Origin of the sequence: Kaistia defluvii, from assembly GCF_026343955.1 — a bacterium.
Lineage (GTDB): Bacteria > Pseudomonadota > Alphaproteobacteria > Rhizobiales > Kaistiaceae > Kaistia > Kaistia defluvii.
This window is the reverse complement of the sequence record NZ_JAPKNI010000002.1, coordinates 496,126-512,286: the sequence shown is the minus strand read 5'-3', so window position 1 is coordinate 512,286 and position 16,161 is coordinate 496,126. Positions and strand designations below refer to the sequence as shown.

Sequence of the window (16,161 nt, the reverse complement as noted above, 5' to 3'; positions counted from 1 at the left end):
TGTATCGACGGGGAAACGCAATCAGAACGGGACCAGAGATGGCGAATGAAGCCGTGAAGGCCAAGAGGGCCGAGCCTGACAAGCAGGCGAACGCCGCCCTCGCCTACAAGGCACCGGCCCTGGAAAAGGGGCTGGATATACTGGAACTGCTGGCCGGCCAGTCGGGCGGCCTGATCCTGTCGCAGATCGCCCAGTCGCTGGGCCGCTCGGTGCAGGAGGTGTATCGCGTGGTCGTCTCGCTGGAGCGGCGCGGCTATGTCGAGCGCAAGCCGCCGGGCGAGGCGTTCCAGATCTCGATGAAGCTCTTCGACCTCGCCTGCGGCCATCCGCCGATCCGGCGCCTGCGCGAAACAGCGCAGCCGATCCTGCAGAGCCTGGCGGCCGAGGTCGAGGAAGCCATCATCCTGTCGATCCTGGACGGGCTCTCGGTGCGCGTCATCGCGGTCGCCGACAATCCCGCTCCGGTCGGCTTTCGCGTCCGGCTGGGCACGCAGACGCGGATGCTTTCCACCGCATCGGGCCGAACCCTGATCGCGTTCCAGAACGAGCTGACGCGCGCCATGCTGATCGAGCGCGCCTCGGAAGAGCTGCGCTCCCGCGGCAAGGACCCGGAACCGCTGATCCGCCGGGTCGAGCAGATCCAGAAGCGCGGCTACGAGGTGGTGGCCGACGAAACGCTGCGCGGCATCACCGACGTGTCCTTCCCGATCTTCGACGCCAGCGGCATGGCCCAGGCGGCGCTCACCATGCCGTTCCTGCTCTGGGTCACCAACCAGGTCCAGCTCGCCGACGCCTCGAAGCATCTCTATGAGGCGGCGGCCGAACTCTGCCGGCAGATCGGCGGCCACCTGCCGGAGCCGAAATTCCCGATCCGGGGCTGAGGCGCGTCGTCACCACTCAGATCGTCGTCCGGACATGGGCGTCGCGGCCGTAGAACGACACCAGCACGACGATGACGACGCCGAGCACGGCCTGCACCAGCGACGGCTGCAGGCCGATGCCGATCAGCAGGGTGTTGATCTCGGTCAGCACCAGCGCGCCGGCGACCGTGCCGAGATAGGAGCCGCGCCCGCCGACCAGCGCCGTACCGCCGATGACGACGGCGGCGATGGTCTGGAACAGATAGGGCTGGCCCACCTCGCCATAGGCCGAGCCGGTGAAGCCGAGCAGCAGGATGCCGGCCACGGCCGCGAAGGCGGCGGAAAGGGCGAAGGTGGCCGTCCACATCGCCACCGGGTTGATCAGCGCCAGGGGGGCGGCGCGCGGATTGCTGCCGAGCGCGAACAGCCGGCGGCCATAGGCGGTGCGGGCGAGCGCCACGGTGACGATCGCCGCGAGCGCGATGAAGCACGGCACCAGCCACGGCACGGGCAGGAAGCCGACCGAGCCGCCGATGGAGACGAATTCGGTGATTCCTGCCGGCGCCGAACCGGACGGGAAGCCGCCTGTCCACAGCAGCACCGAGCCCTGCACGATGGTGCCGATGCCGAGCGTGACGATCAGCGGATGCAGCTTCAGGCTCGAGGCGATCAGCCCGTTCAGCGCGCCGATGGCGCAGGCGAGGCCGATGACGATGGCGCAGACCACCGCGAAATTCATGCCGCCGCCATAGAGCTGCGCGGTGACGACATTGGCGAAGCCGATGACGAAGGGGATCGACAGGTCGATGCCGCCGATGATCACCACCAGCGTCTGGCCGATCGAGGCGATGGCCAGCAGCGAGCCAAGCACCAGCATGGCCCGCATGGAAAACTCGCTCGAATAGCCCTCGATCAGCGCGGTGCCGGTGAGGTGGAGCGCGACGGCGACGATGAGCGCGCCGAAAACGCGCGCCTGGTCACTGGTCAGGCGTGCCATCTAGGCTGCTCCCCGCATGCGTCCGAGCCATCGGTCCTGCAAGGCCGTCAGCACGATGGCGATGACGAGGATCGCGCCATAGGCGATCTGCAGGACGAAGGTGGAGAAGTTGAAGAAGGTCAGCGCGCTCTGCAGCAGGAAGATGTCGATCGCGCCGATCGCCGCCCCCAGCAATCCGCCGCGCCCGCCGGCCAGGCTGACACCGCCGAGCGCTACCGCCGAAATGGCGATCAGCGTGTAGGTGGGACCGATCGACGGATCGGCCGAGCCGATCAGCGCCGTCATCATCAGCCCGGCGACGCCGGCGAACACGCCGGTGATGACATAGGAGAGGAAGCGCACCAGCGTGACCGGGATGCCGGCCGTATAGGCGGCGCGGTCATCGCTGCCGACCGCCATCAGGTGGTCATAGTATGGCAGGCGGCGGATGCCGATCCAGACCAGGAAGACGGCGCCGAGCGGCAGGATCGACAGCGGCCCGCCGAGCGATTTGAGCCACACCGGCACCGTACCGGTCGGCGCCGGCAGGATGGTCAGCGTCGTGCCGACGAGAAGCAGATAGGTGCCGAGCGTCGCGACGATCGGCTGGATGCGCAGGATGGTGGCCAGGAAGCCGTTCAGCGCCCCGATGGCGGCGCCGATCAGAACCGCCACGCCGACGACGATGAAGGGCGAGCTGAGGCCGAGCTTCTGGATCAGCACCAGCACGACGATGGCGTTGACGAAGCCCATGATCGGCCCGACCGAGATGTCGATGCCGCCCCGGCCGCCGAGGATCGCCGGCGCCGAGGCGATGGCCGCGCCGACCAGCGGCGCCGCGAGGCCGATCAGCGTGCCCCAGGCGGCGGGCGCGAAGCGGGCGGGGTTGATGAAGATGTTGATCGCCAGCAGCACGACGAACAGGATCGGCGCGAAGCCGGTCTGGCGCCAGACCGCCTTGAGGGCCGAAGCCTTGCCAGCCGGCGGGGAGATTGCGGATGCCGTCATGCTGCGCGCCCGAACATGGTGGATATGATGCGCTCGGAGGAGCGCTCGGCCCCCGCCAGCGAGGCGGCGAGTTCCTGCTCGCGGAACACGAGGATGCGGTCGCAGAGCACCAGCGCCTCCTCGATCTCGGTCGAGAGGATGACCAGCGCCATGCCCTCCGCCGCCAGTTCGCGAAACACCGCATAGAGGACGCGGCGGGTGGCGATATCGACGCCGCGTGTCGGGTCGTTCAGCAGCAGCACGTCCGGCTTGTGCGCCAAAGCGCGGGCGAGCAGCACCTTCTGCTGGTTGCCGCCCGATAGGGTGGTGATCATGCGGCCGGGATCGGGCGCGACGATCGACAGCCGGTCGCGGTAATAGTCGTAGCGCTTGCGCCGCTCGGCCAAGCTGATCAGCCCGAGCTTGCGGTCCCGGCCCACCGTCGCGATGGCGAAATTGTCGAGGATCGACATGGAGGGGAAAATGCCGGTGGCGCGGCGGTCGCGCGGTAGATAGGCGATGCCGCTCCGGACCGCCTGTCGGAAGCTGCGTATCACCCGCTCGCCGTCCCGCCCGGTGCCGACATGACCGACGACCGGCGGACGCAGGCCGGCCAGCGTCTCGATGAAGGCGTCCTGGCCGTGGCCGTCGAGGCCCGCCAGCCCGACGATCTCGCCGCGGCGGATATCCTGATCGAACGGAATGGCGCCCGGCTTCAGCGACAGGCCGCGAATGGAGAGCGCGGACGGATCAGCCATGGTGCAGCTCCCGCGCGGTATCCGGCGCCATCAGCGCGAGCAGTTCGTCGGGCACCAGATTGCCCTTCTCCAGCGTCTTCACCACCTGCCCGCTGCGCAGCACGGTCACGCGGTCGGAGAGGCCGGTGACCTCGTCCATGCGGTGGGTGATGAACAGGATGAGACAGCCCTCCGCCGCCAGCCGCCGCATCAGCGCGAACACCGCCTCGCGATCGGCAAAATCGAGCGCGGCTGTGACCTCGTCGAGGATCAGCACGCGCGGTGACCGGGTCAGGGCGCGGGCGAGCACGATCAGTTGCTGCGCCGCCAGCGGCACCTCCCGCGCCGGCTCGTCGAGCGGCACGGCCGTCGAGGCGAATTCGGACAGGATGCGGCCGGCAAGCGCGCGGCGCTCGCCACGCGGTACGCGGCGGCGGAACAGGCCGTCATAGCCGAGCAGGATATTGTCGGCGACGCTGCGGTCCGGCGCGATCAGCACTTCCTGGAATACCGTGGCGAAGCCGGCGGCGCGGAATTCGGCCGGATCGCGGCCGGCGATGGCGCGGCCTGAAAAGGTGATGGTGCCGCGATCGGGCGTGACGATGCCGGAGAGCAGCTTGACCAGCGTGCTCTTGCCCGAGCCGTTCTCGCCGAGGATCGTGTGAATCGTGCCGGGCGTGAAATCGATATTCGCGCCGTCCAGCGCCACCGTCTCGCCATAGCGCTTGGAGAGATCGCGGATCTCCAGCATGAAACGTCAGCCCCCGTGCAACGTCGCGAATGGAATCAAAAGACGGGCGACAGCGTGGCTGCCACCCGTCCTGCCTGCAAGCCCGCCCCTACTTGGCGCAGGGGTCCGGCGTCTGCGCGTAGTCGAACAGCTGCGTATGCGCCGGCTTGGCGAAATAGGCATCCATCAGCGCTTCCGGCATCGGATCCTCGGGCGCGACCGGGAAGATCGAGACGGCGTCCTTGGTCATGCAGTCGCGGTGCCACTTGCCGAGTTCGTCCGGCTTCACGGCCGGCACGGGGATCATCAGGATGTTGAGCTTCGGCTGCTGGCCCTCGAGCACGCGCACGCCCACGCGGAACAGGGTCTGCGCGGTCCAGGACGGCATCAGCGCGCCGCCGGTGAAGCGGAACGTGTCCTGGTTGTCCTTCCAGAAGCCGAGCGCATCGCCCGAGATCGAGCCGGAGACGACCGGGATCGGCCGGCCGGCCTGCTGGAAGGCCTCGGCGACGATGCGCGACTCCGAACCGGAGGTCCAGACGCCGGCGATCGGCTGCGGCGTGGTGGCCAGCACCTGCAGCGTCACGGTCTTGGTGACGTTCGGCGACCAGTTGCCATTGACGTCGCGGATCACCTTGACGTCGGGCGCCTCGGCGAAAGCCTTGTCGGCGCCGGCGCGCTGCTGGGCGACCAGCGGACTGCCGGCAATGCCCTCGATGCGCAGCACATTGCCCTTGCCGCCAATGCCGTCGATGACGCCCTTGGCGACGTCATAGCCGAACTTCACGAAGTTCGAGTCGACGTTGATGGCATAGGGGCTGGTGACCGCGCCGGAGCCGGTGACGAAGGGAATGCCGGCCTTGAAGGCGGCCTCGATCACTTCGTTCAGCGCGGTCGAGGAACCGGCGAACGAGGTGATGATGCTGCACTTCTTGTCGATGAAGGCGCGGATCTGCGCGATCTGCTGGCCGGTGTCACCGTTGGAATCCGACATTTCGAAATCGGAAATCCAGCCCTTCTCCTTGTAGAGGCCGACCAGGCGCTCCAGTTCGTGCGTGACGGAAACACGCCAGGGATTACCCTGGTAGGACTCCGAATGGCACCACTTCCAGGGCTGCTTCACGGGGCCGAAATTGTCATAGGCGGAGGGCTGGATCGTCTCCTCGACGCCGAGATAGAGCGCCTGCACTTCCGGCGGCAGCGTCGCGAAAGCCGGCGGCGTCTCCGCCCTGGCAAATCCGGCGACACTCATCATCGCTGCGGCGCAAACCGCCAAGCGCAATCTGGTCCTGCTGGCCCGTGTCATGATCCTGTCTCCCTCCCTCTCGGCCGGGGGCGGACATCCGCTCCCAACGCCCAATTTCAGCTCTTTTCGCAGGTGAGAGCTTTCGTTCATATCAGATAGCAAGCCGCCATCCTGTCAACTGGTATTTGGTACTGGACAGCGCCTGTTTACGCAGCGGGATCAAGCCTGCAGCGGGGGTACCGCAGACCGCCCGACGCAAGACGCCCGCCCCCGTGAAAATCACGCGAACGGGCGTCCTGTCGGATCGAGCTAGCCAGCCGCGCCGGGGCGCGACTGGCTAGGATTTTTCTACCAGCGGACCTGGAAGCCGGCATTGCCGCCATAGGTCTGGACATTGTCGGCGAACTTGCCGTCGAAGGTGGCAAAGAACGAGGTGTCCGGGCCCCAGTTCATCTTGAAGCCGGCATTGACCGCCAGCGCATCCTCGGCCGCCGCAGCGCCCTGCACGACGAAGGGATAGCCCGGCGCCGAGAGGAAGCTCGGATTGACCGACCGATCCGGGTTGAACTCGTGCAGCCATGCCGCGCGCGCCCAGGGCTGGATCGTCGTATCGCCGCCAAGCCCGATCACCGTATCGAACTGCATACCGAGCGAGGACGGCAGCGAGGTAATGGTGCGGCTGGCATAGTCGAGGCCCAGCACATCGCCATCATGCGAGGTTTCCGAGAAGCCCTGCATCGAGAGCGAGGCGAACTGCAGCCCGGCAAAGCCCGTGACCGCGCCGAGGCCGGCCACCGGCTGGCGCCAGCCGGTCTCGACCTTGGCGCCGAAGCCGCCGCTCAGGAAGTCGCCATCCCAGCGCTCCGAGAATCCCGGCACGGGATTGAGCGGCGCATCGGTGCCCGGCACGGTGGCCTGGCGGGTGGTGCTGTTGTCGTAGATGTCGAGCGAAACCGCGCCATTGGCGTAGAGCTGGCCCCACTTCTTCGACGCGTAGGCGCCGAGATGGCCGCCGACGATGTTGCCGCTCGTCTCGCGATCCGGCACCGAGAACGAGCCCGCGCCGCCGCCGAGCGCAAAGCCCATCAGCGTGTCGGGATCGAGCTGGTAATCGAGGCCGGCCGCCAGGCTGCCGCCCTTGTAGGTCAGGTCGGCGCTGCCGACGACCGTCGGATCACCCGTGACGTTGCCGGAATTGCCGCCGACCGTCGCCCAGATCTTCCAGCGGCGTTCCTCGGCTTTCGCCAGGGCTTCGAAGGCCGGGTTCTTGTCCGGCTCGGCGGCATAGCCGAGCGGCTTCGGCGCGATGCTCTGGCTCGCCGGGTCGATGCCGATCCCGATGCGCCAGCTATCCGCCTGGCTGGTCATGGCCGCCAGGAAGGTATTGTTCATGTCGAATTCGGGCTGCTGGAAGCCGCTGACGCCCTCGCCCGAGATCGAATCATAGATCGCGCCGAGTGCATCCAGCGTCGGCACATAGAACAGCGCCGCCGCGATCTGCGTGAATTTCGGCGAGGTCAGGTCCGTCTGGATCGCATTGATCGCCGAGCCGACCGCGGTCTGGTTTTCCGTCAGGCCGCCGCGGGCGTAGTTGATGTCGACGTTGAGGACGACATCCTGCGGATCCACCGGATAGAGCAGCTTGTACTGCGCCACCGCGCTCTGGATGGCGTCGATGGCGAGGCCCTCGTCGGTGACGCCTTCCTCCGTGTGGATGATGACGTAGTCGGTGCTGCCGGTGCGCGCCGCGCCCGGGTTCATGACGTTGATGGCGACGAAGCCATCCACCACGGCCGTGCCGCTGACATCGATCCGGTCCGTCGTATCGGCCAGGTCGAGATCGAGCAGATAGGCGGCCTTCTCGACCTGTTCGAAATTGCCGGTCAGCGTCGTGGTCATCACCCGGTCCCAGTCGCCGGGATTGATGTAGCCTTCATTCAGATACTTTCCCGTCGCGCCGAGATCGACGGTGTCACCCATGTAGTGGATGGCATCGAAGCGATTGTTGAAGGCATTCAGGCCTTCGCCGAGCGCGACGGAGCCGATGGCGATGGACTGGTTTTCGAAAGTGTCATCGCCGCCGGTGGCGCGCATGGCATAGCCGTCGATCCCGTCGATCGAGGCGACAACGCCCTTGTTGGTCAGCCTGTTGGTCTTGCCGTCCTTGAAGCCGACGCCGGCGCCCATTTCGGAGCCGCCGACGACCTCCACCTTGTCATCGATGGTGACGTCAATGTCGCCATTGCCGCTGCCGCCGACGCTCTGGGCCAGAATGCCGAAGGAATTCTGGCCCGTGACCGCGACATCGACCGTCTGGGTCAGCTTCACAGTCTCGCCATAGCCTGTCCCGCCGACCGAGCCCATGAAGCCCGCCGGCATCGCGAACAGACCGAAGGTCCGGGCGCTGGCACCCGAGAAGCCATCCAGGCCGAGATAGTTGCCGTCGAGGCCGCCGACACCGCCGCCGCCGCCCACCGACTGGGCGAAGACGCCGACCGAGTTGTCGCCGGATATCAGGATCTTGGCGTCGCCGGTGATCGTCACCTTGCCGCCATTGCCGGTGCCGCCATTCTGGGTGGCCGCGACGATGCCGTCCGTGCCCGCCGTGACGACGCCGCCGCCGCCACCGACGGACTGGGCGAAGATGCCGACCGATCCGTCGCCAGTGAGGCCGATGGTGCCGGTGCTGGTGACGGTCACGTCACCACCCTTGCCGGTCACGCCGTCGCCGCCGATGACCGCCGGATCGCCGAGCGCGACCGCCGTGGCCGCGCCACCCCTGCCACCGCCACCGCCGACCGACTGGGCGAAGATCGCGACGGAATTGTCGCCTTCGATCAGCATGTTGCCGTCGTTGATGACCTTGACGATGCCGCCATCACCGCCGGCCCCGCCGGAACCGCCGACCGCCACGGCGATCGAAGGCGTCGCGCCGAGGCTCGTCAGATAGGTGATGCCGCCCGTGCCGCCGCCGCCGCCGACCGACTGCGCCAGGATGCCCGTCGAGCCGTAGCCCTTGGTGTGGATCAGGCCGGTCAGTTCGTTGGTGACGGTGACATCGCCACCCTTGCCGCTGGCGCCACCGGCGCCGCCGATGGTGAAGTCGAAGCCCGAACCGCTGGTCAGGGCCGTGCCGCCGGTCATCGCGCCGTTGCCGCCGCCGCCGCCAATCGACTGGGCGAAGATCGCCACCGCCGCGTCGCCCGTCGTGGTGATGCCGCCGGCGTTGGTGACCTTGACGATGCCGCCATCGCCGCCGCCGGCGCCCCCGACGCCGAGCGAGCCCGAGGTCAGGCTGGACGCGAAGCCGCCGCCGGCATTGCCGCCGCCGCCACCGACCGACTGGGCGAAGATACCATGCGAGCCATAGCCCTCGACCAGGATGTTGCCCTGGCGAAGCGTGGTCGTCTCGTCCTCGGAGAGCACGATCTGGTTTTCGACCGTGACGTCGCCCCCATTGCCGGTCGACGCCGTATCGCCGCCGACCGTGATCAGGCCGTAGGTGCGGCCGCCGGAGCCGCCGCCGCCGCCAATCGACTGCGCATTGATGCCATCGGCGCCATCGCCCAGCGTATGCAGGGTGTTGGCGTTGATGACCTTGACAATGCCGCCATTGCCGGACGAACCGCCTGCGCCGCCCACCAGCACCAGCGCCGGAACGCTGTCGGTGAACTTGCCGGAATTCTTGCCGCCGCCGGAGCCACCGCCACCGCCGACCGACTGGGCGAAGATGGCATGGGAATCGAGGCCGGACGTCTGGATCATCGCCGCGTTGGTCACGTCGACCTCGCCGCCGACGCCGCTGGAGCCGCCCGAGCCGCCGACACCGACGATGGTGAGACCGACCGAGCCGCCGGCGCCGCCGCCGCCGCCGACCGACTGGGCGAAGATGCCCGCGGAATCGTCGGCATGGGTGAGGATGCCGCCATAATTGTCGACCGTGACGGTGCCGCCGAAACCGGCCGCCTCGCCGGTGCCGCCAATGGCCAGCAGTGCGCCCGCGCCGCCGCCGGAACCGCCGCCGCCGCCGACCGACTGCGCGAAGATGCCGTTCGAGCGACCCGTGTCCGCGTCGGGATTGGTGCGGATGCCCTCGTTGTTCAGGACGACGCCGCCGAAGGTCTCGATCAGGGCGATATTGGCCTGCGACAGGTCTTCCTTGCCATTGGTGACCGTGACCGCGCCGCCATTGCCGCTGGCGCCGCCGCTGCCGCCGAGCGCGACCGTGCCGAGCATGCCGGCATTGCCATCGCCGCCGTCGCCGCCGCCGCCGCCGATCGACTGCGCGTGGATCGCATTCGAGGTCTGGCCCTCGGTGGTGATGTGACCGGTGTTGGTGACAATCACGACACCGCCGTCACCGCCCTCCCCGCCCGTGCCGCCGATGCCGATGGCCGCGGAGCGCTTGAAGCTGCCGGTGCTGAGCGGCTTCAGGAAGGTGAGCGGATCGATCGGCACGAAGGGGATCGACACCAGGCCGCCAAGGCCGACATAGGCGTCGCCGCCCGTGCCGCCACCGCCGCCGACCGACTGGGCGAAGATGCCCATCGACTTGTCGCCATGCGTGGTGATGAAATCGAGATTGGCGACATCGACCATGCCGCCGAGATTGCCCTCGCCACCCTCGCCGCCGACCGTCGCCTGCAGGTTCCAGTTCGGCGATTTCTTGACCTCGTCGCAATCCGCCGGCGGCTTGCAGGAAGGTCCGAGCTGGAGCGAGATCGAATTGGAGCGGCCGCCCGTGCCGCCGCCGCCGCCGATCGACTGCGCGACGATGCCGGACGAACCGACGCCCGACGTCTCGATGCCGCCATCCTGGGTGATCTTAACCTTGCCGCCGAGATTGCCGTCGCCGCCCAGGCCGCCGACCGCGACGCTGACATTGACCTGCGTTCCCTTGGTGTTGCCGCCGAGGCCGAGCACGCCGGTGACCGCGTTGCCGCCGGAACCACCGCCGCCGCCGATCGACTGCGCGAAGATGCCAAAGGCGCCGTCGCCCGTCGTCGTCAGCAGTCCGTCATTGTCGATCGTCACCGGGCCGCCAATGCCGCCATCGCCGCCGAAGCCGCCGACCGCCACACTGGCATTGACGTTGGTGCCCTCCTCGCCGAGCACGCCGATCGTCGCCGCGATCGCCAGGCCGCCATTGCCGCCACCGCCGCCGATCGACTGCGCCTGGATGGCGTGCGCCTCGACGCCGCCAGTGGAGATCGCGCCGCTGCTGTCGACGATGACGATGCCGCCGCCGCTGCCTTCGCCACCGAAGCCACCCAACGAGGCGGACAGGCTCTTGGCGCCCGCGCCGCCAATCGTGCCGGCAATCGCCATGCCGCCATTGCCGCCGCCGCCGCCGACCGACTGCGCGAACAGGCCGACCGACTGGTCGTCTTCGGTAATGATGGTACCGTCACGGATCACCGTGACGTCGCCGCCCTTGCCGCCGTCGCCGCCGAAGCCGCCGACGGAGACGCCGACCTGACGGCCTTCCTCGCCGCCCGAAAGGCTTGCCGAAACGCTGAGGCCGCCATTGCCGCCGCCGCCGCCAACCGATTGCGCCAGCACGCCATAGGCCTTCTTGCCCTGGGTCTGGATGATGCCGGTCGAATCGACCGTGACCGCTTCGCCGTCGCCGGCCGCGCCGCCGAAGCCCCCGAGCGAGGCGGAGATCGCCGTCTTGGCGCCACCCTCGGCCTTGCCGAGCGAGCCCTGGATCGCCGCGACGAAGGAGAAGCCGCCATTGCCGCCCCCCCCGCCGACCGACTGCGCCAGGATGCCGTTGGCGCCGTCGCCTTCGGTCAGGATGTTGTCGACCGAGGTCACATTGACGGTCGAGCCATTGCCGCCGCCGTCGCCGAAGCCGCCGATCGAGACGGCGACCGCGGTCTTGGCGTTCTCGCCGGTGACCGAGATCGCGCCGGAGAAGCCGCCATTGCCGCCCCCCCCGCCGACCGACTGGGCGAAGATGCCGTTGGAATCGCCGCCTTCGGTGTGGATCGTCGCGGCATTGCCGTCGAGCGTGGCGCCGAGATTGCTGTTGACCACGACCGCCCCGGCATTCTGCCCGGCGCCGCCAAAGCCGCCGACGCTCACGCTGGCGCCGCCCGAACCGTCCACGGTCAGGTTGCCCGCGACCGAGAAGCCGCCATTGCCGCCGCCGCCGGCGACCGACTGCGCCAGAATGCCATTGGCGATCTGGCCCTTGGTCGAGATCGTGCCGGAATTGTTGACCGTGACGAGGCCCGAAACGCCGCCATCCCCACCGCCGCCGCCGAGCGACACGGAAACGCTGCCCTTCTTGCCGGAGCCGCTGGCCGCCAGGCTGAAGCCGCCATTGCCACCGCCGCCGCCAACCGATTGCGCCAGAATGCCGTTCGAGCCGTTGCCGAGCGTCAGGATGTTGCCGGTGCTGCCGACCGTGACCACCGCGCCCGCGCCGCCAAGACCGCCGGAGCCGCCGAGGCTGACGCCCGCGGCGCCGCCATCGGTCGAGATGGCGAGCACACCGGCGAAACCGCCATTGCCGCCGCCGCCACCGACCGACTGCGCCAGGATGCCGGATGAATTGTCGAAGCCGGTGCTGATGTCGCCCGTGCTGGTGACGGTGACGATGTCGGCCTTGCCGCCGCCCTTGCCGCTGCCGCCCAGAGCGACGCTGACGCCGAGCGACTTGCCGCCACTGACGGCGGCCGAGAAGCCGCCATTGCCGCCGCCGCCCCCGACCGACTGCGCCAGGATGCCGGACGCACCCGTGCCGCCGCCGGCGATCAGCGTACCGGTCTGGAAATCATAGCCGGTGGTGATGTCGCCGGTCGAGACGACCGTCACGACCCCGCCCGCGCCACCCTTGTCGGCGTTACCGCCGAGGCCCACCGCGATGCCGGCGTCCTGGCCGAGCGCCAGCGTGACGTTGGAACCGCCATTGCCGCCGCCACCGCCGACCGACTGCGCGAAAATGCCGATCGACTGATCGCCGCCCGTGGTCACGTTACCCGTCGAGGTAAGTTCGACCAGCTTGCCGGCGCCGCCGCCGCCGCCCGAACCGCCGAGGCCAACGCCAACGCTGCCGCCCTGCAGCGCGATCGAGCCGGCGCCGGAGAAGCCGCCATTGCCGCCGCCGCCGCCAATCGACTGCGCGAAGATACCGATCGACTGGTCGCCGCGGGTTTCGATGTCGCCGGTCGAGTGAAGCGTGACGATACCGCCATCCTGGCCGGCACCGCCGCTGCCGCCAATGGCAACCGTCGCCGCGAGCGCGCCGGAGGTGAAGGCGCCCGAGACCGAGAAACCGCCATTGCCGCCGCCGCCGCCGACCGACTGCGCGAGGATGCCGTTCGCCTGCTGGCCATTGGTGGCGATGTTGCCATAATTCGTGACATCGACATCCTTGCCGATGCCGCCCGTCGCGCCGCTGCCGCCGAGCGAAACCGCGGCCGCGCCGCCGGCGCCGCCATAGGAACCGGAGGCGCTCAGCGCCACCGCGAAGCCGCCATTGCCGCCGCCGCCGCCGATCGACTGCGCGACGATGCCGGAGGAGCCGTCGCCAAAGGTCAGGATGTTGTTCTGGGTGACGACCGAGTCGACTTTCTTGCCATTGTTGACCGTGACCTTGCCGGCATCGCCGCCGCCACCGCCCGTGCCGCCCAGGCTGACGCCGACGCCAACCAGGCCGCCGGCCGCGAGCGTGCCGGAGAAGCCACCATTGCCGCCACCGCCGCCGATGCTTTCCGCCAGGATGCCGACGGCATTGTCGCCCTCGGTAACGAGATTCCAGTTGCGCCCGTCGGTGGTGTTGATGAAATGACCGGCCCCATCGGCATTGACGGTGACGTCGCCGCCCGAACTGCCGGACCCTCCTGAACCGCCCAGCGCAACGCTGACCGCGCCGGCGCCCAGCGCGGCGCTGATCGCGAAGCCGCCATTGCCGCCACCGCCACCGATCGACTGCGCCAGGATGCCGGTCGAATTGGCACGTTTGGTCCAGATCGAGCCGGAACTGTCGACCTCGACCGTGCCGCCAAGGCCGCCGCTGGCGCCGCGGCCACCGATATTGACGGCAATGCCGATACCGCCGAGTGCGCCGCCGACCGAATAGCCGCCATTGCCGCCGCCGCCACCGATCGATTGCGCGAAGATGCCCTGGGCGTTGTCGCCGTTGGTCTCGATATCGCTGAGGCTGGAGACGTTGACGATGGTTGCATCGCCACCCGCGCCGCCGGTGCCGCCGATGCCGATCGCCGCCGCGAAGCCGGCGCCCACGGCATCCACGGCGACCGCGACGGCCGCACCACCATTGCCGCCGCCGCCGCCGACCGACTGGGCGAAGATGCCACGCGATCCGTCGCCATAGGTCGTCAGCGACCCGGCCGTCTCGACCGTGACCGCGCCGCCCTTGCCGCCCTTTGCGCCATCGCCGCCCATCGAAAGCGCCAAGACGCCGACCGTGCCGGATACGGCGAAGCCGCCATTGCCGCCACCGCCGCCGATCGATTGCGCGAACACGGCGTCGGATTGGGCGCCATGCGTGATGATCGAGTAGCGGCTGTCGTTGCTATCGCGCAGAACCTGCACGGCCCCGGCATCGCCGCCGCCCGCGCCCTTGCCGCCCAGCGCAACGCTGAAGCCCAGGCCGCCGGAATAGGCGCCGCCGCCATTGCCGCCGCCGCCACCAACCGACTGGGCGAAAATACCGGCCGAGTTGAGGGATTCGGAACCGTTGATTCCCGTCTCGATATCGCCGCCATTGATCACCGTGACCAGGCCGCCCGCGCCGCCGGCACCGCCGGATCCGCCGGCCGAGAACAGGCCGCCGGCCGTGCCGCCATTGCCGCCGCCACCGCCGACCGACTGCGCAAAAATGCCGGCCGAGGCCTTGCCGTCCGTCTTGATCGTGCCCGTTGCCGTGTTGGTGACCTGGACAATGCCGCCATTGGTGGTGGAACTCCCGGAGCCTCCAAGCGACACGAGGCCGCCGCTCGAGCCGCCATTGCCTCCGCCGCCGCCGATCGACTGGGCCAGGATACCGTTCGAGGATTCGCCCTTCGTGACGATGGCGCCCGAATTGGTGACGCCAACAGCGATTTCATCCGCAAGGCCGGTGGCGTAGCCATAGCCACCCAGGCTGCCGCTGCCGCCGGACGCGAACAGGCCGAAATTGGAACCGCCATCGCCACCACCGCCGCCGATGGACTGAGCCAGAATGCCTTGGGAATTGTTGCCGTTCGTCGTGATCGAGCCGCCATTCACGACGAACACGACGCCGCCATTGCCGCCATTGCCGCCATCGCCACCCGACGACGCAAACAGGCCGAAGCCGCCGGCGCTACCGCCGCCACCGCCGCCGATCGACTGCGCGACGATGCCGTGGGAGTAGATTCCGAACGTGGTGATCGAGGTGCCGGCGCTGGTCGTGACATTGGCGTTGCCGCCGCTGCCGGCCGCGCTGCCGCCTCCGGGATTGAAGACGAGACCGCCGCCGCCGCCGCCATTGCCGCCGCCGCCGCCCTGGCTGACCGCCGCGATGCCGACCGAGTAATCCCCCGTCGTGACAACGGTGCCGCCCGTGAAATTGACCGTCGCGACGCCGCCGCTGCCGCCCAGGCCGCCATCCCCGGCATCGCCGGAAATCCCATAGGCGCCGCCACCATTGCCGCCATTGCCCGCCATGCTGGTCGCGACGATGCCGGCCGCATGCTCCGCGCTGGTCGAGACCTTGCCGGCCGCGTTGACCGTGGCGTTGCCGCCATCGGCGCCATTGCCGCCATCGCCACCGTCGGAAAAGACGTAGCCATTGCTACCATTGCCACCACGGCTGCCGTTCGATTGCGCCAGGACGCCCGGCTGGCCGCTGGTATTGCCGCCGACCACGCCGCTGGAAGCATTCGCGCCCGGCAGGTAGTTGACGACGAGGGTCGGGCCGGAGTTTCCGGTCGGGCCGCTCGCCGCCTTCACCGGCGGGGCGATGCAGTTGGCACCGGCGCAGGTCTCGGGCTTGGCGGGATCCTCGCCACTGGCGGGCACGGCCGGCGTGATGGTGCAGTCGGCATCCGCGCCCTCGGCCGGGGCGGCGCAGGTGTAGTGCTCGACGGCAGCCGGATCGCTGGGGGTGGATCCGGTGCCAGTCAGCGCGACTTGCGAAAGGTTGGATGTCAGGGAGTTGACGTTCAGCGTCAGAACACCGGGCGCCGTGTAGACTGCCGAGCCGCCATTGGCATTGTCGGTGCAGTTCATCACATTGCCGCTCGCGCCGACACAGGCAGCGGCGGCCGGATCACTTCCCGCCGCCATCGCGAACAGCGCCAGGATTCCCGAAACCAGAGCCGCGGCGGCCACCGGACGAATGGCCCTGATGCCGAGCCGGACTCCGCCTGCGCGACCCGCTACCGTCGCCAACCGCGAAACAATCCCGAACATGTGTCGGCTCCCCAGCCTTCGCGCCGGAGGGCACGAGTTCCTCCCCTACGTCTATATGGTTACCGAAACGGCATGTGCCCCAACGTCAGACCTGAAAGCGTTTTCTTTGACGTGTTGCCAAAGCGCAGCATTTTGCGGCAAGAAATATCGCCCTGGGTTGCGTTCGGCATCCAGCAACCCATTCCGAGTGGTGCCGCGCGGCGTCTCGGACTAAC

General features: G+C 68.7%; 7 protein-coding genes. 1 reads left to right on the top strand and 6 read right to left on the bottom strand.

Annotated elements, in window-relative coordinates; all coding sequences use genetic code 11:
• The first annotated feature begins 38 nt into the window (after positions 1-38).
• Complete coding sequence (locus OSH10_RS06715) at positions 39-881, top strand: IclR family transcriptional regulator (protein ID WP_266330863.1); 843 nt, start codon at positions 39-41, stop codon at positions 879-881.
• Positions 882-897: 16 nt separating this feature from the next.
• On the opposite strand, the gene OSH10_RS06710 is transcribed toward OSH10_RS06715, so the two are convergent.
• From OSH10_RS06710 to OSH10_RS06685, 6 genes are all read right to left on the bottom strand, one after another.
• Complete coding sequence (locus OSH10_RS06710) at positions 898-1,857, bottom strand: ABC transporter permease (RefSeq protein ID WP_266330862.1); 960 nt, start codon at positions 1,855-1,857, stop codon at positions 898-900.
• The gene (locus OSH10_RS06705; protein ID WP_266330861.1) at positions 1,858-2,844 is read right to left on the bottom strand and encodes an ABC transporter permease; all 987 of its coding nucleotides are present in this window, start codon (positions 2,842-2,844) and stop codon (positions 1,858-1,860) included.
• On the bottom strand, positions 2,841-3,581 hold the full coding sequence (locus tag OSH10_RS06700; protein ID WP_266330860.1) for an ATP-binding cassette domain-containing protein: 741 nt from the start codon (positions 3,579-3,581) through the stop codon (positions 2,841-2,843). The genes OSH10_RS06705 and OSH10_RS06700 overlap by 4 nt, the downstream gene beginning before the upstream one ends.
• Positions 3,574-4,311, bottom strand: a complete 738-nt coding sequence (locus OSH10_RS06695; protein WP_266330859.1) for an ATP-binding cassette domain-containing protein — start codon at positions 4,309-4,311, stop codon at positions 3,574-3,576. Before OSH10_RS06695 ends, OSH10_RS06700 begins: the two co-directional genes overlap by 8 nt.
• A gap of 88 nt (positions 4,312-4,399) precedes the next feature.
• Complete coding sequence (locus OSH10_RS06690) at positions 4,400-5,596, bottom strand: substrate-binding domain-containing protein (protein ID WP_266330858.1); 1,197 nt, start codon at positions 5,594-5,596, stop codon at positions 4,400-4,402.
• Positions 5,597-5,884: 288 nt separating this feature from the next.
• Positions 5,885-15,946, bottom strand: a complete 10,062-nt coding sequence (locus tag OSH10_RS06685) for a hypothetical protein (RefSeq protein WP_266330857.1) — start codon at positions 15,944-15,946, stop codon at positions 5,885-5,887.
• Positions 15,947-16,161 lie beyond the last annotated feature (215 nt).